At 43.0% G+C, this 24,924-nt stretch carries 19 protein-coding genes and 1 riboswitch; of the genes, 8 read left to right on the forward strand and 11 right to left on the reverse strand.

Annotation, left to right across the window (positions count from 1 at the left end):
- Positions 1 to 133 precede the first annotated feature (133 nt).
- Entirely contained in the window at positions 134 to 1,309 is a 1,176-nt protein-coding gene (gene pncB, locus H8796_RS23935) for a nicotinate phosphoribosyltransferase (protein ID WP_117935261.1), read from the forward strand.
- A 146-nt stretch (positions 1,310 to 1,455) separates the two neighbouring features.
- On the opposite strand, the gene H8796_RS23940 is transcribed toward pncB, so the two are convergent.
- Positions 1,456 to 1,779 carry a co-chaperone YbbN gene (locus tag H8796_RS23940; RefSeq protein WP_004296832.1) on the reverse strand — a complete coding sequence of 108 codons (324 nt, stop codon included), beginning with the start codon at positions 1,777 to 1,779 and terminating at the stop codon, positions 1,456 to 1,458.
- Between the two features lie 170 nt (positions 1,780 to 1,949).
- Positions 1,950 to 2,154: riboswitch (cobalamin riboswitch) on the forward strand.
- Between the two features lie 131 nt (positions 2,155 to 2,285).
- Between H8796_RS23940 and accC the strand changes: the two genes are divergently transcribed.
- The 3 genes from accC to H8796_RS23955 are packed head-to-tail and all read left to right on the forward strand — an operon-like array spanning position 2,286 to position 5,888.
- Positions 2,286 to 3,800 (forward strand): acetyl-CoA carboxylase biotin carboxylase subunit, encoded by a 1,515-nt coding sequence (accC, locus tag H8796_RS23945; protein ID WP_004321665.1) that lies wholly within the window; start codon positions 2,286 to 2,288, stop codon positions 3,798 to 3,800.
- A 22-nt stretch (positions 3,801 to 3,822) separates the two neighbouring features.
- Positions 3,823 to 4,332 (forward strand): acetyl-CoA carboxylase biotin carboxyl carrier protein subunit, encoded by a 510-nt coding sequence (locus tag H8796_RS23950; RefSeq protein WP_004296829.1) that lies wholly within the window; start codon positions 3,823 to 3,825, stop codon positions 4,330 to 4,332.
- Positions 4,333 to 4,352: 20 nt separating this feature from the next.
- Complete coding sequence (locus H8796_RS23955) at positions 4,353 to 5,888, forward strand: acyl-CoA carboxylase subunit beta (protein ID WP_117935263.1); 1,536 nt, start codon at positions 4,353 to 4,355, stop codon at positions 5,886 to 5,888.
- 611 nt (positions 5,889 to 6,499) lie between these two features.
- On the opposite strand, the gene H8796_RS23960 is transcribed toward H8796_RS23955, so the two are convergent.
- Positions 6,500 to 7,564, reverse strand: coding sequence for an N-acetylmuramoyl-L-alanine amidase (locus H8796_RS23960; RefSeq protein ID WP_117935264.1), 1,065 nt, complete (start codon positions 7,562 to 7,564; stop codon positions 6,500 to 6,502).
- Positions 7,565 to 7,693: 129 nt separating this feature from the next.
- Between H8796_RS23960 and H8796_RS23965 the strand changes: the two genes are divergently transcribed.
- Together H8796_RS23965 and H8796_RS23970 are read left to right on the forward strand one after the other, a co-directional pair.
- Positions 7,694 to 8,974: an O-acetylhomoserine aminocarboxypropyltransferase/cysteine synthase family protein gene (locus H8796_RS23965; RefSeq protein WP_004306892.1), complete on the forward strand. Its 1,281-nt coding sequence runs from the start codon at positions 7,694 to 7,696 to the stop codon at positions 8,972 to 8,974.
- A 41-nt stretch (positions 8,975 to 9,015) separates the two neighbouring features.
- Complete coding sequence (locus H8796_RS23970) at positions 9,016 to 9,912, forward strand: MBL fold metallo-hydrolase (RefSeq protein ID WP_004296825.1); 897 nt, start codon at positions 9,016 to 9,018, stop codon at positions 9,910 to 9,912.
- 206 nt (positions 9,913 to 10,118) lie between these two features.
- Here the strand turns inward: H8796_RS23970 and H8796_RS23975 are convergent, their stop codons facing one another.
- The 9 genes from H8796_RS23975 to H8796_RS24015 all read right to left on the reverse strand — a co-directional run bounded on the left by H8796_RS23975 (position 10,119) and on the right by H8796_RS24015 (position 23,397).
- Positions 10,119 to 11,039, reverse strand: a complete 921-nt coding sequence (locus H8796_RS23975; RefSeq protein ID WP_004296824.1) for a hypothetical protein — start codon at positions 11,037 to 11,039, stop codon at positions 10,119 to 10,121.
- A gap of 340 nt (positions 11,040 to 11,379) precedes the next feature.
- Positions 11,380 to 11,922: a DUF4369 domain-containing protein gene (locus H8796_RS23980; RefSeq protein ID WP_004296822.1), complete on the reverse strand. Its 543-nt coding sequence runs from the start codon at positions 11,920 to 11,922 to the stop codon at positions 11,380 to 11,382.
- An 84-nt stretch (positions 11,923 to 12,006) separates the two neighbouring features.
- The gene (locus H8796_RS23985; protein ID WP_049702173.1) at positions 12,007 to 12,873 is read right to left on the reverse strand and encodes a BT1926 family outer membrane beta-barrel protein; all 867 of its coding nucleotides are present in this window, start codon (positions 12,871 to 12,873) and stop codon (positions 12,007 to 12,009) included.
- A gap of 26 nt (positions 12,874 to 12,899) precedes the next feature.
- Entirely contained in the window at positions 12,900 to 15,470 is a 2,571-nt protein-coding gene (locus tag H8796_RS23990) for a hypothetical protein (RefSeq protein ID WP_117935266.1), read from the reverse strand.
- 403 nt (positions 15,471 to 15,873) lie between these two features.
- On the reverse strand, positions 15,874 to 16,812 hold the full coding sequence (locus tag H8796_RS23995; RefSeq protein WP_004296815.1) for a site-specific integrase: 939 nt from the start codon (positions 16,810 to 16,812) through the stop codon (positions 15,874 to 15,876).
- Positions 16,813 to 16,928: 116 nt separating this feature from the next.
- Complete coding sequence (locus H8796_RS24000) at positions 16,929 to 17,555, reverse strand: HU family DNA-binding protein (RefSeq protein WP_004296814.1); 627 nt, start codon at positions 17,553 to 17,555, stop codon at positions 16,929 to 16,931.
- Positions 17,556 to 17,839: 284 nt separating this feature from the next.
- Positions 17,840 to 18,346: an Imm9 family immunity protein gene (imm9, locus tag H8796_RS24005; RefSeq protein ID WP_004296812.1), complete on the reverse strand. Its 507-nt coding sequence runs from the start codon at positions 18,344 to 18,346 to the stop codon at positions 17,840 to 17,842.
- A 232-nt stretch (positions 18,347 to 18,578) separates the two neighbouring features.
- Complete coding sequence (locus H8796_RS24010) at positions 18,579 to 20,828, reverse strand: inorganic phosphate transporter (RefSeq protein ID WP_004296811.1); 2,250 nt, start codon at positions 20,826 to 20,828, stop codon at positions 18,579 to 18,581.
- A gap of 481 nt (positions 20,829 to 21,309) precedes the next feature.
- Positions 21,310 to 23,397, reverse strand: coding sequence for an RNA degradosome polyphosphate kinase (locus tag H8796_RS24015; protein WP_004296808.1), 2,088 nt, complete (start codon positions 23,395 to 23,397; stop codon positions 21,310 to 21,312).
- Between the two features lie 55 nt (positions 23,398 to 23,452).
- Between H8796_RS24015 and H8796_RS24020 the strand changes: the two genes are divergently transcribed.
- Positions 23,453 to 23,947 (forward strand): metallophosphoesterase, encoded by a 495-nt coding sequence (locus H8796_RS24020; protein WP_004296807.1) that lies wholly within the window; start codon positions 23,453 to 23,455, stop codon positions 23,945 to 23,947.
- A 99-nt stretch (positions 23,948 to 24,046) separates the two neighbouring features.
- Entirely contained in the window at positions 24,047 to 24,916 is an 870-nt protein-coding gene (gene rfbA / locus H8796_RS24025) for a glucose-1-phosphate thymidylyltransferase RfbA (RefSeq protein WP_004296806.1), read from the forward strand.
- The last annotated feature ends 8 nt before the right edge of the window (positions 24,917 to 24,924 follow it).

Here is a 24,924-nt window from a genome sequence, read left to right on the forward strand (position 1 = left end):
CAAACAGAATATATATTCAGATCCTGACTTTATTCCCCCGAATAAAAAAAGGCATAATTATTAATGATTAAGTCGTTATATTATTCAACAAATACTAACTTTACGACGTTATAAAATATAAAGAGCGAACGAAATGATTGTTAAGACATTACTAGATACCGATCTTTATAAGTTTACCACATCGTATGCTTATATCAAACTGTTTCCCTATGCAATGGGCACGTTTAGTTTCAACGACCGGAATGAAACTCAATATACCGAAGATTTCCTGAAGGCACTCAAGACAGAGATTATGAATCTTAGTCAGTTGAGGTTTACGGAAGAGGAGCTGGAATATATGACGAAAAACTGCAGATTCCTTCCGAGGGTCTACTGGGAGTGGTTATCTTCTTTTCGTTTCGACCCGAATAAGATTGATATTCATCTGGATGAAGCCTGTCATCTTCACATTGAGGTGACTGATTTGCTCTATAAAGTGACGCTGTATGAAGTGCCTTTGCTCGCGATTGTCTCTGAAATCAAAAACCGTTTCTTTGGCAATGTAGCAGACATGAACGAGATTCTTTGCAAGCTGTCGGAGAAAATAGAATTATCGAATCAACATCAGCTCCGCTTTTCCGAATTCGGCACACGGAGAAGATTCTCCATTGATGTGCAGGAAACGGTTATCAAGAAGCTGAATGAGACGGCACATTATTGCACCGGAACTTCCAACTGTAACTTTGCAATGAAATATGGAATGAAAATGATGGGGACTCATCCACATGAATGGTTTATGTTTCATGGAGCACAGTTCGGATATAAACATGCCAACTATATGGCACTCGAAAACTGGGTGAATGTTTATGACGGGGATTTGGGTATCGCACTTTCCGATACATATACTTCCGGTATCTTCCTTAGTAACCTTAGCCGCAAACAGGCTAAACTATTTGACGGAGTGCGTTGCGATTCCGGTAATGAGTTTGAGTTTATCGACAAGCTGGTTGCCCGTTATAAAGAGTTGGGAATTGATGCGACGACCAAAACCATCGTTTTCAGCAATGCCCTCGACTTTACAAAGGCATTAGATATTCAGGAATACTGCCAGAACAAAATACGCTGCTCTTTCGGAATCGGTACCAACCTTACCAATGATACCGGATTCGAGCCTTCGAACATCGTGATGAAACTGACACAATGTAAGATGAATGTCAATCAGGAATGGAGAGAATGTATCAAACTGTCTGATGATGAAGGAAAACATACCGGCAGTCTTGAAGAGGTACAGGCTTGCCTGTATGAGTTACGACTCAACAGACAGCAATAAAAACAAAGAAAATAAAGAAAAGCAGGAAGTACCTCACCGGAGAATACTTTCTGCTTTTCTTTATGCATATTAGAAGTATGCCAGACAAAGACATACCAGCATAGAATCAGCTACGCATATCATTGTAACAAACTATGCAATAATCGTCAGGATTTGAATCCTTTCACTGCTCTTTCCAATCTTTCCAAAGGTAATTCGCCGGATTGTCTCCAGAGCTGTTGTCCTTTTCTAAAAAGAATAAAGGTAGGAGTCGACTCAACTGTATAGAAATCTGTAAGGGCAGGTTCCTGATCGATGTCTACCAATACCACTTCCAATGTTCCTTCCATCAGTTTCTTAAATTCTTCAACAACCGGTTTCATACGTTGGCAATGAGGACACCACGTTGCATAAAACTCTGCCATTACCCAATCACCGTTAGCCAGTTTCTCCTGATTTCTTTCTTCACGAGCTATTTTCTTTTCTTTCATACGAATATCTCCTTTTAATTAATTACTATCAACCTAACAATATCAGGAGAAATATAGTTTAGAAAAGTAGCAAGGTTATACACTAATTAAAGAATCCTTATTTAAAGACAAGCATTGCACAAAAATGAAACTTTCGTGCAAAAAAGGAACATCTTATTTAATATTTATTTATCTTTGCCCCCCGAAATGGTTCAGAATCCGTATCCAACGGACGACGATTAATAGGGAATCGGGTGTAAGTCCCGAACAGTCCCGCTGCTGTGAAGCTCTGTTCAATGTCTTATAATTGAACTAATTTAACGCCACTGATGTTAATCGGGAAGGCAAATAAGACAAGAGTCAGTCAGAAGACCTGCCATTTTGTGTAAGACGCTCCCCTCCTCGTGGGTTAGGAGAAAGAGCATCACTTGTTAAGCCCCAAATCAAAAAAATACTGTTTTTCGTCGGGTGGAGTATGTCCATTAGATGGGAAGACATTAATAAGTATGTACTTAATTGAAAAAAGTATGATAAAAAAAATCTTAGTAGCCAATCGCGGTGAAATTGCCGTAAGGGTGATGCGCTCCTGCCGGGAGATGGAGATAACGAGTATCGCTATCTTCTCCGAAGCAGATCGGACCGCGAAGCATGTGCTTTATGCAGACGAAGCTTATTGCGTAGGGCCGGCAGCATCCAAAGAGAGTTATCTGAATATAGAAAAAATCATCGAAGTGGCGAAAGCAGCTCATGCGGACGCCATCCATCCGGGTTACGGCTTCTTGTCCGAGAATGCTACCTTCGCCCGTCGATGTCAGGAAGAAGGAATCATCTTTATCGGACCTAATCCGGAAACAATGGAAGCCATGGGGGATAAAATTGCTGCCCGTATCAAAATGATCGAGGCGGGAGTACCCGTTGTTCCCGGCACACAAGACAATTTGAAAAGTGTGGAAGAAGCCATAGAACTTTGCAATAAGATCGGATACCCGGTGATGCTGAAAGCTTCTATGGGCGGTGGTGGAAAGGGTATGCGCCTCATCCACAGTGCCGAAGAAGTGGAAGAAGCTTATACTACTGCCAAGAGCGAATCGTTGTCTTCCTTTGGCGACGACACGGTTTATCTGGAGAAGTTCGTTGAAGAGCCTCATCATATCGAGTTCCAGATTCTTGGTGACAAGCATGGAAATGTCATTCATCTATGCGAACGCGAATGTTCCGTGCAACGCCGTAACCAGAAAATCGTAGAAGAGACTCCTTCGGTTTTCGTCACTCCCGAACTACGGAAAGATATGGGTGAAAAGGCGGTAGCTGCGGCTAAAGCGGTGAACTACATCGGTGCGGGTACTATCGAATTTCTTGTTGACAAACACCGCAACTATTATTTCCTTGAGATGAACACCCGTTTACAGGTGGAGCATCCGATTACGGAAGAAGTGATTGGGGTAGATTTGGTAAAAGAGCAGATTAAAGTTGCCGACGGACAAGTGCTTCAACTGAAACAAGAGGATATCCGGCAACGCGGGCACGCTATCGAATGTCGTATCTGTGCCGAAGACACTGAAATGAATTTCATGCCAAGTCCGGGTATCATCAAACAGATTACAGAGCCGAACAGTATCGGTGTGCGTATTGACAGTTATGTGTACGAGGGATATGAAATTCCAATCTACTACGACCCGATGATCGGTAAACTGATTGTATGGGCTACCAACCGCGAATACGCTATCGAGCGGATGCGCCGCGTACTCCACGAATATAAGTTGACCGGTGTGAAAAACAACATCAGCTATCTGCGTGCCATCATGGACACTCCCGATTTCGTGGAAGGTCACTATGATACAGGATTCATCACCAAGAACGGCGAATATCTGCAACAACGCATCATGCGCACCAGCGAACATTCCGAAAATATTGCTTTGATTGCCGCCTATATGGACTACTTGATGAACCTCGAAGAGAACAACAGCGGTATGGCTACCGACAACCGTCCTATCAGCAAATGGAAAGAGTTCGGACTGCACAAGGGAGTGTTGAGAATCTAATTTTAACAAAGAGAATTCAATTATGGAAATTCATATAGGAAACCGTGTGGCCGAAGTAGAGTTGGTCAGCAAGGAAGATAACAAGGTGGTGCTTACCATTGATGGAAAACCGTTTGAAGCAGATGTAGTGATGGCGGAAAACGGCACTTGCAACATCTTGATGGACGGACGCAGTTCGAATGCACAGCTGATTCGCCGTGATAACGGGAAAAGCTATAAAGTGAATACGCATTATAGCAGTTTCAATGTAGAAATTGTGGACAGCCAGGCGAAATATCTACGGATGCGCAAGAAAGGGGAAGAGGAACAGAATGACTGTATCATTTCTCCGATGCCGGGCAAGGTAGTGAAAATACCTGTTGTAGTCGGTCAGGAAATGAAAGCGGGAGATACTGTCATCGTTATCGAAGCAATGAAGATGCAGAGCAACTACAAAGTGACTTCGGATTGCCGCATTAAAGAAATTCTGGTTCAAGAAGGTGATAGCATAACCGGCGAACAGACATTAATAACATTAGAACCGATTGCATAATAATAAGAACGGATTGCATTATGGAAGAAATAAATAAAGCATACGCCACGTTCGAGGAACGTGACCGCATCGCTTCTCTTGGTGGAGGCGTTGATAAAATAGAGAAGCAACATGAAAGCGGTAAAATGACTGCCCGCGAACGTATCGAGATGTTACTCGATAAGGGTACTTTCGTTGAACTGGATAAGTTGATGGTTCACCGTTGTACGAACTACGGTATGGATAAGAACAAAATTCCGGGAGATGGTATCGTATCCGGTTACGGAAAGGTGGACGGTCGCCAGGTGTTTGTTTACGCTTATGACTTTACGGTATATGGCGGCTCACTGTCAGCTTCCAATGCTAAAAAGATTGTGAAAGTACAACAACTTGCATTGAAGAACGGTGCCCCGATTATCGCTTTGAATGATTCGGGCGGTGCACGTATCCAGGAAGGGATCGAGAGCCTTTCCGGTTATGCTGATATTTTCTATCAGAATACAATGGCCAGCGGTGTGATTCCACAGATTTCGGCAATCCTGGGTCCTTGCGCCGGAGGTGCCTGCTACTCTCCTGCCCTGACCGATTTCATCTTTATGGTGAAAGAAAAAAGTCACATGTTTGTGACTGGTCCGGATGTAGTAAAAACTGTGATTCATGAGGAAGTAAGTAAAGAAGAGCTGGGTGGCGCAATGACACATAGCAGCAAAAGCGGTGTGACTCACTTTATGTGCAATACCGAAGAAGAATTGCTGATGAGCATCCGTGAACTGCTTTCTTTCTTACCGCAGAATAATATGGATGAAGCTAAGAAAAAACCTTGCACTGACGAAACAAACCGCGAAGATACTTCTCTGGATACAATCGTTCCGGTAGACCCGAACGTACCGTATGACATGAAAGACATTATCGAACGTGTTATAGACAACGGCTATTTCTTCGAAGTGATGCCGAACTTTGCTAAGAATATTATCATTGGCTTTGCCCGTATGGCAGGTCGTTCGGTAGGTATCGTAGCGAATCAGCCAGCTTATCTTGCCGGTGTTCTCGATATTGACGCCAGCGACAAAGCAAGCCGTTTTATCCGTTTCTGCGATTGCTTCAATATTCCATTGATTACATTCGAAGATGTTCCGGGATTCCTTCCGGGATATACACAGGAAAACAATGGTATCATCCGTCACGGTGCAAAAATAGTTTATGCATTTGCAGAAGCCACTGTTCCCAAACTGACAGTGATTACCCGCAAAGCTTACGGTGGTGCTTATATCGTAATGAACTCCAAGCAGACCGGAGCTGACGTGAACTTCGCTTACCCAAGTGCAGAAATTGCTGTAATGGGTGCGGACGGCGCCATCAATATCCTGTTCCGCAAAGTTGACGAAGCAACAAAGGCCAAGGAACTGGAAGCCTACAAAGAAAAGTTTGCCACTCCGTATCAGGCTGCCGAGCTGGGATATATTGACGAAATCATTTATCCGAGACAGACTCGCAAACGTCTGATTCAGGCACTGGAAATGACGGAAAACAAGATGCAGACAAACCCGCCCAAGAAGCATGGTAATATGCCTTTATAACAACTAGGATAAGGTGCGCAAAAGCACCACTCATAAAACGAGCTTGCAGAGATTCTATGATATACTTTAGGAGATTTGTAAGCTCGTTTCTTATTTGTAAGCCTGCCGTTTCTTTATATGTGACAAAAAAAACGGCACCTCGATTCACATCGCAGCACCGTCACAACACAAACACAAAATAAAACACGACAAAACTACTATGCAATCTTCCTGTCATGCCGGGGAGGCATATCTTGCTTGACTTATCTATATTCGCATACGCATAAGAAGCTTTATCAGGCGATTTGCACAATAAATAACATATATTTCCGGATTTTGTTCACAGGATTGATAAGATTTAATTCAATAATATGATAAGAAAATGAAATAACGCGCTCTTTAACGAATTCAAGAGAAACGAAAAAAACGGCACCCCGATTCACATCGCAGCACCGTCACAACACAAACACAAAATAAAACACGACAAAACTACTATGCAATCTTCCTGTTATGCCGGGGAGGCATATTCACTAGCCTATATATATTCGCATACCTACAAGTAGCCATCAGGCGATTTGCATATATAAAACATTCTGATTTTTATTTTGTTCACGAAAGGAGAAGTAAAAATATTATTTTTTCTCCTTGTAGTCTTTCAGGAAGCCTTCCATCAGCCATTTGGCGAGTGCCTGACGATTGGAATTCATCACCAGCCGACGCTGATCGAACGTATTCTGGATATTACCCAACTCCACAAAGACGGAAGCGGGAGTGGTATGGGAAAGCACGTATAAGTTACGCCCGCTTACTGTGCCGGAAAAGCCCCGGTTGGGTTGATGCTTATCGTACTTTGACTCAAACGTATTTTTCATATTATTCGCCAATCGTTTGCTTTCTCCCTTTTTATTCGAATAATAGAAAAAGACATCCGTTTGTTTTCCCTTACTACGGCTATCGATATGAATAAAAATTGCCCTGCAATAAGAGTAGTTCTTACGGTCTTTCCGATAAAGGGCGTTTATTTTATCGCAGCGTTGCTGTAAGCGTTGCACCTGATTCAAAGGAATTGGATCGCCCATACAAGTCTCCCGTTTACTGTTTGACAGGTACGAATCATCACGAATACCATCTTTAGCATCTTGAATGATGATACGGACTTCGGCCCCTTCCTGCATCAGGTTACGTGCCAGACGGAGGGCAATATCATAAGCGTATTCATCTTCGTGCAATTCGTATTTACCAACTTTCCCGATAGCACCCGGATCAGGACCTCCATGTCCGCTGACCACATAGAAGCAAGCACCGGCAAGACGGTTGGAAGTGACTTTCACATTAGCCAGTTGCTTTCCAAACAAAGGTTCGTTGATAGTGGTTCCTATTTTTGTTGATTTAGCTTTTGAAGATGATTGCTTTGTCCCTGTGCTTTCGGAAGTTGTATTCTTGGCAGGAGTAGTCGTCGATTTCTTTACCGGAGGAATAACATACGTCACGCCCACTTTAAGCACATTGTTCTTTCCCAGTTTCTGTTTATTCAGCTCAATAAAGTCGTCGTAATACTTCTTCGGAGAGCGGTTGTGCCTCAACAGAAAAGAAGAGATGCCTTCACCCGCCTTCGGAGTTGCCTTCTGCTGTGCCCAAAGAGTTGTGCCCGAAAAAAGAAAAGCTAAGAATAAAAGAATATAGAGTTTATTTTTCATAACTACATTAACTATCTCCTTCGCAAGAGTATCATTTCACTCATAAACAGGGCAAAAATACAATTATTTTCCCTACTTTTGCAGCATTAAAACATTTTTTGAAATAAAACATTAAAACCCGATAACATTATGGCAAAACAATTCAAACCGGAAACCCTGTGTGTACAGGCAGGATGGACGCCTAAAAAAGGCGAACCACGCGTATTGCCCATCTATCAAAGTACAACTTTCAAATACGATACCAGCGAGCAGATGGCCCGCCTGTTCGACCTGGAAGACAGTGGCTACTTTTATACCCGTCTGCAAAATCCAACGAATGACGCTGTTGCCGCCAAAATTGCCGCTCTTGAAGGTGGTGTAGCCGCTATGCTGACTTCCAGCGGTCAGGCTGCCAACTTCTATGCCATTTTTAATATCTGTCAGGCAGGAGATCACTTTGTTTGCTCTTCCGCTATTTACGGAGGTACGTTCAACCTGTTTGGCGTGACCATGAAGAAGCTAGGCATCGATGTGACTTTCGTTAATCCGGATGCCAGCGAAGAAGAAATTTCTGCAGCTTTCAAACCGAATACAAAAGCTTTATTCGGTGAAACGATTTCCAACCCTTCTCTTGAAGTACTGGATATTGAAAAGTTCGCACGTATCGCACACAGTCACGGGGTTCCCTTGATTGTTGACAACACTTTCCCGACTCCGATCAACTGCCGCCCATTTGAATGGGGAGCTGACATCGTGGTTCATTCTACCACCAAATACATGGACGGACACGCTACAAGCGTAGGTGGCTGTATCGTAGACAGCGGTAATTTTGACTGGGATGCTCATGCTGAAAAATTCCCGGGGCTTTGTACTCCGGACGAGTCATACCACGGACTGACTTATACCAAAGCATTCGGCAAAGGTGCTTATATCACCAAAGCAACTGCCCAACTGATGCGTGACCTCGGCAGCATCCAAAGCCCGCAAAATTCTTTCTTATTGAATCTGGGACTTGAAACGTTGCACCTGCGTATGCCTCAACACTGCCGCAACGCGCAGAAAGTAGCCGAATATCTTTCTAAAAATGAGAAAGTTGCCTGGGTAAACTATTGCGGACTGCCGGACAATAAATATTATAGCCTTGCACAGAAATATATGCCGAATGGTTCCTGCGGAGTCATCTCCTTCGGACTGAAAGGCGGACGTGACGTATCTATCAAGTTTATGGATTCACTGGAATTCATTGCGATCGTTACTCACGTGGCGGATGCACGTAGTTGCGTGCTCCATCCGGCGAGCCATACTCACCGCCAGTTGACGGATGAGCAACTGATGGAAGCAGGTGTACGCCCGGACTTGATCCGTCTATCGGTAGGTATCGAAAATGCGGATGATATTATTGCTGATATCGAACAGGCATTGAACGCATAAGAATACCGTAAAGGCATAAAATAATAAGAGAAGGCACGGGAATGAAATATTTCCCGTGCCTTCTTATTTTCCACAAAAAGAAAGTTAATTTCGAAGAGAATCATTTCAAATGTGAACCGATAAATCCTCCCGGATGTTTATCTTTGCAGGGAACCAAATTCTGCAGAGATATGAAAAAGAATCTATTAGTAGCATTCGTATTATGCCTTTCTTACGGATTTTCTTATTCCCATTCGTTTGATAAACCAATTAATCAGACAGCAAAGATGTCAAACTTTGAAATGGATTCGTTTACCACCAAGAATGGTAAAAGCTTGAAGATCACTTTCTTCAAACATGCCAGCTTATTACTGGACTATGCAGGACAAAAAATATTCATTGATCCTGTTTCCGATTATGCCGACTATACACAACAGCCGAAAGCGGATTTCATTCTGATTACGCATGAACATGGCGACCATTTCGATACTAAAGCAATAGCAGCTATCGAAACAAACCAGACCAAAATTATAGCTAATCCTAACTGCCGGAAAAAGCTGAATAGAGGACAAGAGATGAAGAACGGTGATGTGCTTCAACTCGCCAAAGATATCAAACTGGAAGCCGTACCCGCCTATAATACGACTCCCGGCAGGGATAAATTTCATCCCAAAGGACGTGACAACGGATATATTCTGACTTTAGGAGGAACTCGTATTTATATTGCCGGAGATACGGAGGATATTCCGGAACTAAACCAAGTGAAAGATATTGATATCGCTTTTCTGCCGGTTAACCAACCATATACCATGACACCGGAACAAGCGATACGGGCAGCCAAAATCATCAAGCCACGTGTTTTGTACCCTTATCATTACGGAGAAACAGATATCCATAAAGTAAAAGACGGATTGAAAAATGAGACAGGCACAGAAGTACGTATCCGGGCTTTGCAATAAGATATACGTAAATAATCAGAAAGTGGCTGAAAATATACTCACCTGAATATCCGAAAGGACCTTGAATAAAGTGCACTCCAAAAGTTAGATCTAAAACTTTTGGGGTGCACTTTAATATCTCAATAAGAATGATTTTCGCTTCAAGGGCTTTCCAAACATTCAGTCCCTTATAAAGAGCTTTTCCTTTTTTAATCAGTTACTTCCAATCACACAGCCTCGGCAGACAAACTGGAAATCACTGTATCCACCCAATATACAACTGTTCTATCCGCCGGCAAAACTCCTTCCAGATAAGGTGAATCGGATACCTCCTCCAACCATGCCGTAGTAATCGGTCCTCTTTCTCTTGTAGAACTTTGAGTTCCTAAATACGGACTAAAATTAAAAAACGTGTGTTGTTGCTCTACATTATTTTTATCTATATATGTAAAAACAAAAGCCTTTTTCTGTTTTCCACCCAATGAAGCCCACTCTATCTGGTATGTTCCTTCAACAAGAATTTGCTCATCCTCTGTCTTATAAATGAATTTCCCTCCTGTTCCTTCTTCAGATAAATGATATACATCATCCGGCCGCAAAATGCAGATATCTCCTTTATTTATAAAAGAATAAGGAGCCATTGCCACATTTACTTTTTCCTGCAACTCGCTTTCCGAATCCAATGACAACATATCTTCACTGGGTCTGGAAACCTGAAATTCAGGTTGGTCGACGCACATAAATGTCAATACGCCATAAGAAACAGTCACAGGCAGGGTGACATAATTACCATCCTTATCAGTAACGGTAACCGTTACTTTCCCTTTTTTACCATGCGAACTAAGCCATAATCGGTTGTCGATGACTGTTGCTGTCACAATTGTTTCATCGGAGCTTTGTGCAGAGTAGCCACCTTTTCCATTGGCTATCCCGATATTCTCCGCTTCCCATCCGTTAAGATACAAGACTGTAGAAGAAACTGTGTTTGTACAAGTTCCTGTTTCGTCAACCAGTTCGGAACCACTAAATAAGATAATCTCTGCATCATCTTGACAGGCTGATACACAAAAAGCCATAACAGAAAGAAGAAAGAAGCCTAATAAAGTTTTTGTTTTCATATTTTCAGTGGTATGGTTAAATCCCGGCATATGCCATTGTTTTGCAAAGATATAAAGTATTTGTAAAAAACACTATCTTTGTATGAAAAGTTACCAATAGTACAGATCCACTAGATTCTTCCATACAGCGTAAGTTATATGAGATATACAACAGAAGGTCGTTGAAAAGGACGTTCCCGGGGGAAAAAGGGAATGGGAAATACGGGAACGTCCTCAAAACATAACAATACAGAAATATGGACTTTCACAAGGGCGCATTTCTGTCTCTCTTATGCAACATTCCCTTCTATAAAAATATGGAGGAAATATCTGGAGAGGATATTATTATGTGGGAAATTTAGTTTATAGTCTTAAAAGCAATCTGATTGCATCAAAGTGATGAACGATAGGCAGTCCGAATATATTCTCCTACTGCATTGTCATCATTGATTTCTATGTATTTTTTCAATAAATCCGCAAATCCGGATTTTATCTGTTCCGTTTGCTTGTTCTCGCAGGCTGTAGAATATTCATCAACAGCCATGAGAAAATCCTGCATTCGTTCATTCAGCATTGTTCCTCCTGTGCAAACCACATCGGAAATATAGGCTTGGATACTACCATTTTCTATGACAACAGGGAGGCGGTATTCCAGTCCCGATTTGCCGGCACGAATAGAAAGCACTTTTACTACGGGCGACACAATAGTCACCGTATCGGAAAAATCAAACTTTCCGTGGACTATTTCTGCACTATCTACCAGCTGCCCGCTCGAAAAATCTTTCATATAAACCATTTTTCCTTCGAATTCGGGCAAAGGTGTACTACCGTTAATCTCGTAACCTTTTATCTGATGCCCGGTGCAAGCCACTATCAGACATATTCCCGGAAGAAAAGATAAAAGTTTCACATATCTGTTCATTAAGCTCTTCATTCTTCTTTAAAAAAGAAAAGCCGTCCGCACTATCAGCTGAACGGCTTTCTCTTTTCATTCATACATTTGTATAATCATTCATCCTTAGAATCTGAATCCCAGTTTCACTACAGGCATTTCAAATATTTTGATATTGTGGTGACTGGCGTTATATTTATCAAATCCTTTCGGGCAAATCTGTATCAAGTCATAGCGGTAAGCCAGAGGGTGCATTTCGAAACCGAAAACAAAACCTTTGGCAATGCTATACTCAATACCTGCTACGGCAGCTACTTTGAAACCGTACATCTGACCGGCTTTACTTCCGGAAACATAGACCTGTGACGGAAGTTCTTCCGAGTCGTCACTATCCTTATAGGTGTCTCCGGTGTATGGTTCGGTTGTTTCAATGCGTGCCATCTGGAAGCCGAGTGCGCCTCCAAGATACGGATGAATACGTTCGTTGCGAGTCTTGAAATAGTAGTTGGAACCGACAGATACATACCAGTTGTTGGTCATCTGTGCATTGATATAACTTTGCGCAGGGATAATCATGTCGGGTACACTGTTGTCTCCTTCTACATAGTCTTTCTTAGGAGTGAGGCTGACGTTCATGCTGAACTGGAAATTTACATCCCAATTGTCAGACACGAAATACTTACCTTCAATTCCGGCTATATTGACCAGACTATTATTATTCAGACTCCCGATGTTCAGATAGCGGTTCAGATCGCCGGAGTTATCCTTCCCTCCATTGGGAAGTCCGACTACTCCTCCGTCATTGGAGAACTTAGGAAGCAGATAAGAGGTGTTCTCGTTAAAGAACTTTCCGCTACCAAGCAGGACTGAAACCTGCCACTGTCCTTTCTTCGGGGCAAACGACGCATCATCACTGCTGCTGTAATGCTGCGCCATTGAAGGCGCAGCTGTCATACAGGTCAGCAAAAGTAATGTGCATAGTTTTTTTATCATCTTGTTACTTTTACGTAGTTAGGGAATTATTTCAAGAAGATAGCAAGAAGTGCTTTCAACTGAGCGCTTGCAGTATCATAATCTACCTTGGCAGCATCATATTCAGCCTGTTTTACTTTGATCTTTTCCTGAATACTTACCAATGATTCAGTAATATCTGTATTAGTATAAGTACCAGCTGCTAATTTTTCTATATTTCTCTTAGCTTTAGCAACATCAGCCTTAGCAGTAGTAACACCTGCCAGAGCAGTCATATGTTCTTCCTTAACCAAGTTTTTGATCGCTTCCAAAGAACCTAAATCACCATTAGTAAAGTTATTATTCAAATAAACAGTGATTTCCTTTTCAATCTTACCTTTGATAATTTCATTATTGCCGTATTCTTTTTGTACTGTTGCAATATTATCATTTACTTCTTTAAATACTTTGTCATAAGCAGCTTGGGCTTCGTCGTTAGCTTTCTTAGCTTTATCTACAGCATCCGCCAAAGCAGCATTTGCTTTATCTTGAGCAGTCTGTTCTACAGCTTTTTGAGCAGTAAATGCCTCTTTCAAAGCTTTATAAGTTTCTACCTGCTCAATTATAGCTTGTAGACTAGCTGTTTCTGCTGTTGCCCAAATCATCTTACCAAGAGAACCATAATTACCATTCTTCAAAGCGTCTACATGATTACCACCAGCCGCAGCTATTACTTCGTCCTTAGTTACCGGCAATCTTCTTGGATTATTAGCTGAATTGAAATTATCGCTAAATACAGCAGAAGAAGCAGATTTCCACTTTTCCAATGGAGTCTTTACATTAGAATCTTGCTCTACCTCCATTAATTTTCCAATATTTGCAGTAGATATTTCATTTGCAGTAGTAATGTCACCATCATTTCCCCAAACAATAATACCTAAGTCTATTCCAACAACCTTTTTAAAGTTATTAGCGTCTGCTATCAGCCAAGCAGAGATTTTTTTCGTCTCACTTCCTTTTGTCGCAGTTGCCTTAGTAACTTGTGCTTCTTTAGCCAATGCATCCTTATAGTATGCAACTAAAGCCATAGCTACAGCATCAATATTAGCTTCTTTTTTTCTATCTTCCGGTTTAAGTCCATTATATTTCTTTATTGCAGCATTAGCGGCTACCTCTGATTTCTCCAATTCTATTTTCAGACTTTCATCATAAGCTGCCATTGCATCTTCCCATGCTTTATAATCTTTAGCATAGTTCTCTTCAGCTTCTTTTTGTGTTGCAAGAGCTGTAGCCAATTGTGGTTTAGCCCATTCTATATTTTCCAAATCAACACCTTTAGTAGCCTTATCAATCAGCTTAACCCAACCATCAATCTGACTTTGTGCTTCAGTAATTTGTATACTTTTAGCATAGGCAAAAGTACCAGTAGAAGAATTATAACCAGCAACAGTTGTTCCACTAGGTATTACATCATTCAATCCTTTCTTTACACTTTCAGCCTCTACTTTCTTAGAATAAGCTGCAGCTGTTTTAGCTTTGTTCTTGTTAGAGTTCTGGTTATTTTTAGCAGTCTCCAACTTATTACTAGTAGCATCCAAGTCAGATATCAGTTTAGGATTAGCAACTTCCAACTTGCCTTTTTCAATATTATACTGTTGTTCCTTGACCTTTGCAGCAGCAATTTCTTCTTCCAGCTTCTTGACTTCTGCTTCCCAATCTGCAACAGTAGTATACTCATTATCCAAGATAGCTTTCAAGTTATCAGCATACTTCTGCGTCATTTCTAAAGCAAATTCTGCATTTTTCAATGCATTATCCAAAACCGCTTCTAAATTATTATCAGCTACTATATCAGAATAGTTAGCTAATTGCTCCTGAAGTTTTTTCAAGCTACCGGCTTTATAGCCATCCGCAGACTGGGTAGGATCTTCAGTAATAAGATAAACATAATACTTAGTCGTAGAAGAATTAGTCTCCGTGCTTTCATCCGGATTTGTAGTAGTGGAATTCGCAACTTCCGATGACAGAATTCTTTTGATAACAGTTGTTGAATATCCATACATTGCCTTGTCCATTGCTTGTTTTGCATAGGCGACTTGCGCTTGTACACCATTCAAACGAGTTTGTTCTTCATCTGTCAGCAACAACTTGGAAGCTTCAATCTGTTCCATAGCTTGTTTGTAAGCTTCCTGTGCTTTAGCAGTGGCAGTTTCGGCAAGAAGCATTTTTTCCTTATACTGCTCAACAATCAATGCCTTTTCATTTTCCCACTTAGTTTTGTCAGCTTCCGCTTTTGCAATGGCAGCTTCCGCTTCTGCTTTTGCTTGTGCAGTAGCAGCTTCTTCCTTTTCAATCAGGAGTTGCTTCAACTGAATATCCAGTTCATGCAACTGCAAATCAATTTCTGCAGATTTATTCTGAAGTGCCAAACCTGCATTAACTAACTCTTGCTCTGCAACCTGTGCTTTTCTCAATTCAGCCTCTACAAGCTCAACTGCAGCTTGAGCTTTGATAAAATCAGACTTTGCTCCCCTAAGTTCTGCAATGCCTTCCGGTTCATCGGTATCAATACATCCCGTGAATGTCGCCGTCGTACCTGCCATGAGCAAGGTTGCGACTAAATACGTCCATTTTCTCATAAAAGTAAATTAAATGTTATACAATTAATAAATAAAAAATTTGTTTGTACTAATTCATGATTTATTTCGCTTCACTCCCCCTCTTCCCGTTACTTTGTAGGTAACGGGAAAACCCTTGTGCCTGCTCTTTTGGAGTAGTCTATACTAGAAAATAATACGATATATGACGAATCTTCTTACCCCTGCTTATGAGAAAAAGTAGAGGGGCGGGAAATCTATTGCAAAATTTAGACGTTAACAAAGCTCTAAGACAAAGAATCCACGTGTTCTTCTGTGTTTATTCCTATTTTGAGTAGTTTATTAGAAAAAATGTACGATTTTGTTTGGATGTTTTAAGAAATATGCTCATATTTGCAGCGTCTTTTCTCCCCGTTACCTACAAAGTAACAGCACTATTAATCAGTTACTTGCCACAAATATAGTTCCTCTTCAGCGAAGATAGAATCGTCACATTCGCTTCATCTATTTTCTTATTCTTAAAAGGTTTTAGATAAGTCTCTGTGACGATAATGGATGAATGTCCCATCGCCTCTGAAATAATGCCTGGATGTATCTCGCAATAATATGCCATTGTAGCCCAAGTATGCCGAGCCGTATATGAGCTTAAATCAGAAGTCAATGCAAGTACTTGTTTCAGCAACAGAAGCTGATAGTTAAAATTACGCAAAGCTATCTGATATTCCCTGTAGGTAGCTTCGGTACTTTCTCCGCCAGTCAGTATGGGAAAAAGATAAGGAGAAGCAGAATCGGTGTTCATATACTTTTTTATTAGTTTCATAGTTTCCGGCAGAAGCGTCACAGTTAGAAGCCGCCCGGTTTTTCTACGACGATAAGTAAGCACATTCCCCACCATATCCTGCTTTTTAAGATAGGCAAGATCTACAAACGGCATACCACGAAGCATGAACATTAAGAAAAAGTACGCGCGCGTACGTTGTAATTCTTCCCTTCCCTGATGAATTTGTTTGGGAAGCTCTTTCATCAATCGTTCCATATCCTCCTTTTCCAGTGCACGCTTTCTGTCAGCACGCGTTCCTGTATAAACATACCGGAAATGATGCGGTATATAAGATGCCATACGACGGTCAACCGCGCGGTTGTACACCGCCCTCAATGTACGCATATAGGTTGAAACCGTGTTCCAACTACAATCCTTTTCCCGCAAATACGTTTCAAAACTTTTAAGAAACTCCTGATTCACTTTCTTGAATGACAGATTCCTGCTCCCATTAAATGCAATGATAGCATTCATGCTACTCCTGTAAACATGAGCAGTTCCATAATTCCCACTTTTTCGAAGCCCTTCAGCTACTTCCTTCATAAATGAAATCAAATTCCCCATTTTTATTAATTTTAGTTATCACTCAAGCACATCCCTGAAGAAAAGCGCCCTCACCGCAATTCCCCCCAATGCTCTTAATTCAAAATCTCAAAGTATCATCATACAAATATGATGAATTATGTTTTCTTTATATACACCCGATGTGTTCCTCTGCCATCAATCCCGATACCGGAACCGGGCGTATACGCCCATTGGCGCAATTCATTGGTAGCCGCCGTGCGCAGCAGACCTGTCAGTTTCCGGTATTCGTAGACCGTCAGAAAAGGATGTTCCTCCAGATATCTAACAGCCAATGCTAGTCGTTGCTCCGGTGTATACTTCTGTGAAGAGCGTTGCGACTTCCACGGAGCTCTTTCCAGCAGACATCTTCCGTTGATACGCCTCACCATCTTCCTGTCTACACGAAAGTTCACGCTCCCCACCACAATGCTTCGTGCGTTACGATGGGTTTCACCCTCTCCGGTCTTTTCGCGTTCTTTATCTTTGCATAACGCCAACGAAGGAGAGAATGTTCCGATACCATCCAGCTTCACAGACTTGCCTTCTGCCATCTGATGTGCCATTTCAATACCGATCTGTGTAATTACGCCTTCCACATCTCCGACATTAAAGCCACTGCTGGATGCTATCTGACGTATTAAATCCTCGGTAGATACCTGATCTATCATTGCAAACCGAGGATAAAGTACCTGTTCGCCCGTTCCATGAATATCGGGCATTTCTTCCATTACGTACATTGCCATAATACTAAAGTTTATTTGAAATATTGATTATTAATAGAAAACTTACTCGCTATAGGTAGAAAACTTGTTCTCCCCTACAGGAAAAGTTGTTTTTCCTATAGGACAAACTAAAACCGCAAGTTCTGGTTTTATAACTGAAACTTCTGATTACATAATCAAAAGTTCCGGTTTTATAATCAGAACTTGCGGTTATAGTTTTCTTACCAACAAAGATACGTTTTCCTGCCGGGATAAGCAAGTTTAATCCCTATGAAAAAGAAGTTTGATTACAATTCAGTTACTTATCACCGTTTCTTTACTTTATATCCTTTCAGGGTAAAACCAACTTCAAACAGGTTCAAAAGGGCTATCCGGATGTTATCTTCTATATAGGTCTCCATATTATCATATTTTGCAAAGTTGACGGGAAGGAGTCTGTTATTCCTCCTAAAGCTTTCATCCGGTATTTTACCCGTAAAACGTCCTTTCTTCTTCACTCCCCAACGAATGGTTTTACTACAAGGAAGAGGTATACCTATCGTCAGTACTTTTTCTTTAGTTACCGTATCGGTGATTCCATGTTTCCAGATACTGATATGGTTGGCTCCCAAATAAGTGCCGATATAAAGGACAACGGTCAGCGTCCAATCGTCCAAAGCCTCATCGGTTTGAATACCATTCACCAAATCAGAGAAATAGCCTTCAACCATTTCTCTGTCAAAACAGTTTAGTTCAGGCCATTCACATTTCTCAAACAGTTGATGCACATTGACAGGAACCAGTAAGGTGGTTATTTCTAACTGATATTTCATTCATTTCGTTTTTATATCATTGCATCTAAAATCGTCTCAAGTATCTTATCGACTATAAATATACAATTTTACCAGATCAAATACTAAAGAATAGAGCTTTTTTAAACCTATTTCTGAAAAAGAAAGGACTGTTTGATACACCCCTCCTATATAAACAGGGTTTATCAGACAGTCCTTTCCGTGCGGAGTATGATTCGTCCGTTATTCAGTGGACGATCCTTGCTTTTCGTCCTTACGGCATTTCAGTTTCCATCTGGAACTTACGGCTTACTTTCATCAAATTGATAGTGTAAGTGACTACGTTCTGTGCTTCCTGAACCATCGTGAGATACACCATGCTCACCCGGATGCTTCCTGATTGGCTTTGGATGCGTTGCAGTTCCTTACGTTTCAATAGTGAAAGCTGTCCGTTGAGGTCGTTGGCACGACGGATTTCTTCTTCGAAGTCGTTGTACTCGTTGTTTTCCATTTTCTTACGACACTGCTGAATCAGATAGGTGATATCTTCGGATACATCGCTGAATTCACCTTTCTGGATGGCGTCCAATGGGTTGAAGTTGTTGTCGATATGTTCGAGGCAAGGTTCGCAGAGGCGGGAAATACTGTAGACCAATTCGCTGGCGAAGTCGTTGCCTTGATAGTAATAAAGTCCTTTTTCGAGTACGGTGTTATTGTCGAGACGACACATGGCGACGGTGCCCGAACGTTTCATCTGTTTGATGAGCTGTTTCTCAAATTTAGTGGACCCCATGGCACGACGCAATCCTCGCAGATTTTCATGAAGGAATGAAGTGACAGTCAGTTCGAAATTTGTTTCTGCATATTCCAATACTTTGGAAAGTTCTTCGCGGGTGTGCTTACGCATCAGTTGCAGGGCTTCTGTGCTGTCTGTGGTTTGCATCAGTTGCTTCAGCGTTTCGTTACCTTGTTCTTTCGCTTTGCGTTTCTTGTACATCACCTGGCTACGGATCAAGATGAATACAGCTATACCGATGAGGGCGATGATAGAGATGTTACCTCCATAATGGAGTACGAGAGCTACGAAGAAACAGATGGTGAAGGCGGCTCCGGCGGTGATGAACCAGCCTCCGATGACGCTTAATACGCCGGTGATACGGTAAACGGCTGAATCACGTCCCCAGGCGCGGTCGGCCAAAGAAGTACCCATAGCTACCATGAAGGTTACGTAGGTGGTGGAAAGGGGAAGTTTCAGGGAGGTTCCCAAGGCGATGAGCAGACCGGCCAATACCAGGTTGACAGAAGCGCGGACAAGGTCGAAAGCAGCTCCGTCGGCAATGATTGCTTCGTCTTTGCGGAAGCGGGAGTCAAGCCATTTTTTGCTGCCGTCCGGCATTATTCGGGAGATTCCATTGGCAAGTGTCATGCTGATGCGGACTACTGTGCGGGCGATAGGAGTACTTCCGAATGCTTCTTCTCCTTCATCTTGGCGGGAAAGGTCGACAGATGTTTTAATTACAGCATGTGCTTTTTTAGAGGTGCAGAGGGCGTAGACCATGACGGCTCCGGCTCCGATAAGAAAATACCACGGTGTTTTAGCAGGTCCCAGCAAGGAGGTCATCAGGAAGCCGTTCGGATTTCCTTCTCCGTTGGCGGTGTAATCTAAAAAAGAGGAGAAACCTGCGAGGGGAACGCCAATAAAGTTGACAAGGTCGTTACCGGCAAAAGCGAGAGCCAGAGCGAAGGTTCCCATCAGTACGACGACTTTGAAAACATTGATTTTCATCCAGTGAAGGATTTGCATCAGTACGGTGAAGAATACAAAGAAAACGGTGATTAGCATCAGTGTGTTGTCTTGTATCCAGTGTTTGTTTTCAGAGGTCATGAAGGAGCTGTCTTTCAGTCCTTTGATAAGCATGAAATAGATGATAGCGGTAGCGGCTACACCTCCGAAGAGGGCAATGCTGTATTTCATCTTTTTCGTATAGTTGAAAGTGAATATCACACGGGCAAGCCATTGTACAAGCATTCCGAAGAAGAAGGCGATAGCGACGGAGACGAAGATCGCCATGATGACGGAGAGGGCTTTGTCGGTGTTTATGAGGTCGCCCAGACCGAGGGTATCGCTATTATGTACTTTGATAAGTGAGAGGGCAAAGGTACCTCCGAGTAGTTCAAAGACTAGTGAAACGGTGGTAGAGGTGGGCATCCCCATGGAGTTGAATACGTCCAGCAGTACTACGTCGGTCAACATGACGGCCAGCAGAATGCACATGATTTCGGCAAAGTAGAAGTGCTCGGGCTGGTAGATGCCGTGCCGGGCAATGTCCATCATACCGTTGGACAGGGAAGCGCCAATGAATATACCAATACCGGCTATGAAAAGAATGGTTTTAAACGAAGCGGCCTTGGCGCCTACCGCAGAGTTCAAAAAGTTAACTGCATCATTACTGACTCCGACTATCAGATCGAAAACAGCTAGTACAAAGAGGAAGATGATAATGCATAAATAAATAGTCTCCATAATAAATATATGTGTATGTTGTTTCCGGCTGCAAAGGACGGGATTTGACGTTGCAGGGAGGTGTCATACATGTTACATTTATGTTACAATCATCTTTCTTTTGTCTCGTAATCGTCTTTCTTTTGTCTTGAAACAAAAGAAAGAAGCAAAGAAAAATTCAAGGCTGACTTTTTTCTCCTACTCGCTCCCTGCACTGCGCTAAAGGGCAGAAACTCGCTACGCTCAAACAGTCTGCCCTTTTTGACGCTCCGTTACGGGGGCTCGCTTGACGGAGAAAAAAGTAGGCCGGAGGGGCGTGCGGGGTGGGCGTTGTGGGGGAGGTTGCATGAGATGTCGGTGTGGTTGTTGCGAGGGAAGCCATGTAGTAAGGGCGTATAACGGGGATGTGCAGCGGGAACGTTGCGGGAAGGCCGTGTGGGGTGTTGTAAGTTGCAGGACACGGGTATGGGATTCTTATGTTAGTTAATTAGTTGGTTGTTTTTTAGTTATTTGTTTTGTTTAACCAGTCATAGAAGGTGTATTGGGCTCGTACAGCGGGGGTGCCGGGCGCTCTTTTTTTGAATATATTTCGCAGGTTGTCGTCTACCCAGCAGGCTTTTTGGTTGTCGGCGAGCTGGATATTAAGCATTTCGATGAGGCTGTCACGCAGGTCGGGGGCGAGAATGGGGGTGATGGCTTCGATGCGGCGGTAGAGGTTACGACGCATCCAGTCGGGGGAGCCCATGAAGACTTTGGGTTTGCCGTCGTTGCCGAAGTACCAGATGCGGGCGTGTTCGAGGAAACTGTCTACAATACGGGTGACACGGATGTTACGACTGTATGACTGTCCGGGGATAAGACAACAGATTCCACGGACGATGAGGTCTATTTGTACGCCGTGTTCGGAGGCTTCGTAGAGACGGTCAATCATGGCGGGGTCTTGGAGGGCGTTCATTTTTAGGATGATACGGCCTTGTTTGCCTTCGTCGGCGAGGGCGATTTCCCGATCAATCAGGCGGTTCAATTCGGGGATGAGGTTGAAACGAGCGACAAGAAGGGTGGTGAACTTCGGGTCTTCTTTGCCTTGCAGGGTGCGGAAGAGGTTATAGAGGTCGGCCACTATCTTCGGACGGCAGGTGAAAAGGCCACAGTCGGCGTAGAGGGTGGCGGTCTTTTCATTAAAGTTACCGGTGCTGATATAGGCGTAGCTGGGTATTTTTTCACCGTTCAGTCCACGGCGGCGGATAAGGGCTACTTTGGCGTGTACTTTCAGACCGGGTATGCTGTATATTATTTTAATGCCGGCGGCTTGCATCATTTCGGCCGTGGCAAGGTTGTTTTCTTCGTCGAAACGGGCTTTCAGTTCCACGAATACGGTGACTTTCTTGCCGTTTTGGGCGGCGGCTATCAGGGTGTTGATGACGGCGGAGTTTTCAGCTACGCGGTATTGGGTTACCATGATTTCACGGGTTTCCGGGTTGTGCACGGCTTCATACAGGAAGTGGATGAAGTGCTCGAAAGAGTGATAAGGGTAATATAATAACAGGTCCTTCTTGGCAACGTAGTTGAAGATAGATTCTTTTTCGTCAAGAATGGTCAGCTTCATTGGCTTCGGCTTTTCGAGGCTGTGAAGAGATTTGTTCGGGTTGGGAAGATGACGCAGGTCTTCAAGATTCAGGTGCTTGTCGCCGGGGACAAGTTCATCGCGCTGAATATGGAAGGCGTCTACCAGAAAGTCCAGAAAGTCATGAGGCATACCACGGTCGTAGACGAAACGGCAGACGTCACCGATCTTACGTTTCTTCACTTTCTTCTTGAGTTGAGCGACAAGGTCGGCACTGCTGGCGGTGTCGTCAATCAATATGTCAGCGTCACGGGAGATTTTGATGCAGTAGCTGGAATCGACATCGTAGCCGGGGAAAATAAGGTTGAGGTTTGCCTTGATTATATCTTCGGTAAACATCAGGTAATGGTTTTTCTCGCGGGATGGAAGTTCGATGAAGCGGGGCACTTTGGCGTAGGGTTGCTTCATCACGAAGTAAAGAGGTTGCCGGGATTCTGTTAGACTGGTAGTTCCTTCATTTCCTTCTTTCTTCGGATAGACTCGTATGGCCAGGTAAAGGCGGTTATCCCGCAGGAAGGAGACTATTTTATCTTTGGATACAGGCACAGGCTGCAGGTAGGGAAAAATTTCTTCCCGGAAAAAGTCTTTAATAAACTGCTGGTGGAACGGTTCTACATGTCTGTCCTGATAAAAGATGATGTGATTCTTGCGCAGGGCAGGTAGTAGTTTCTCTTCATAAATGCGTACACGGTCATCCAGCTGGCGGGTGACTTCTTTATTTATTTCTTCTACCAGTTCGCGGGCGGATTGTACGGTTTCTTCATCACTTTCCGTAGCGCCGGAGGCAACAGCTTTATGGTCGGCTACACGGATTTTGTAAAACTCTTCGAGGTTGGAAGAGTAGATAGAGATGAAGTTGATACGTTCGTAGAGCGGTAGACGCTCGTCCAGAGCCTCCAACAATACGCGGTAATTGAATGAGAGCCAACTAATATCTCGCTTGAAATAATTATATTTGCTTTCCATGTGCTTTAAGATTTTTCCAAATATAGTATCTTTGTGGGATTAAACAAAGAAATTTATGACAAGAATTGGATTATTATCTGATACTCACGCTTACTGGGACGAGAAATATCTGGAATATTTTGAACCGTGTGACGAAATCTGGCATGCCGGAGACATCGGTTCGCTGGAAGTAGCGGAAAAGTTAGCCGCCTTCCGTCCATTCCGGGCGGTATATGGAAATATTGACGGACAGGAAATCAGAAAGCTGTATCCGCAAATAAACCGTTTCACGGTGGATGGTGCAGAAGTGCTGATTAAACATATCGGCGGTTATCCGGGGAAATACGATCCTTCCATCATCGGCAGTCTGATGGCACGTCCGCCCAAACTTTTTATCAGCGGACATTCTCATATATTAAAGGTGAAATATGATAAAACACTGGATATGTTGCATATTAATCCGGGAGCTGCCGGCATGTCCGGTTTCCACAAGGTACGGACTTTGGTACGTTTTGTTATCAACCAGGGGGCCTTTCAGGACTTGGAAGTCATCGAATTGGCGGACAAATAAAATAAATGTTCCTGCCAGATTGAAAAATTATTTTAAAATTTTGCCACGTCGGAATTCTTTCCGACCTTTGCACGCAGTTAATGAATAACTCAGACGAACATGAAAGGAATTATTCTAGCCGGTGGTAGTGCCACCCGACTTTATCCGCTCTCTAAAGCGATTTCCAAACAAATCATGCCTGTGTATGACAAGCCGATGATTTATTATCCGTTGTCAACACTTATGTTGGCAGGAATACGCGAAGTGTTGATTATTTCGACTCCACGCGACTTGCCGATGTTCCGCGACTTGTTGGGAACGGGTGAGGAACTGGGTATGTCTTTCTCCTATAAAATTCAGGAACAACCTAACGGACTGGCACAAGCTTTCGTATTGGGAGCCGATTTCCTGAACGGCGAACCGGGCTGTCTGATTCTTGGGGATAATATGTTTTACGGACAGGGCTTCTCCGCCATGCTCCGCCGGGCTGCCAATATAGAAAAGGGCGCCTGCATCTTCGGTTACTACGTGAAAGACCCGCGCGCTTATGGTGTAGTGGAATTTGACGAACAGGGAAAAGTGATTTCACTGGAAGAAAAGCCGGAAGTGCCGAAAAGTAATTATGCCGTTCCGGGACTTTATTTCTACGATGCCAGTGTGACGGAAAAAGCAGCGGCTCTTCGTCCTTCAGCACGTGGAGAGTATGAGATAACAGACTTGAACCGTCTGTATCTGGAAGAAGGTACATTGAAAGTGGAACTCTTCGGACGCGGATTTGCATGGCTCGATACGGGTAACTGCGACAGTCTGCTGGAAGCTTCCAACTTCGTGGCCACTATTCAGAACCGCCAAGGTTTTTACGTCAGCTGTATTGAAGAAATCGCCTGGCGTCAGGGATGGATTCCGACGGAGCAGTTGCTTCTACTGGGTCAACAGCTCGAAAAAACCGAGTATGGAAAGTACCTTATCGAATTGGCTAAACAATCCTAAAATCAACA

The organism is Bacteroides sp. M10, from assembly GCF_014334015.1.
Lineage (GTDB): Bacteria > Bacteroidota > Bacteroidia > Bacteroidales > Bacteroidaceae > Bacteroides > Bacteroides intestinigallinarum.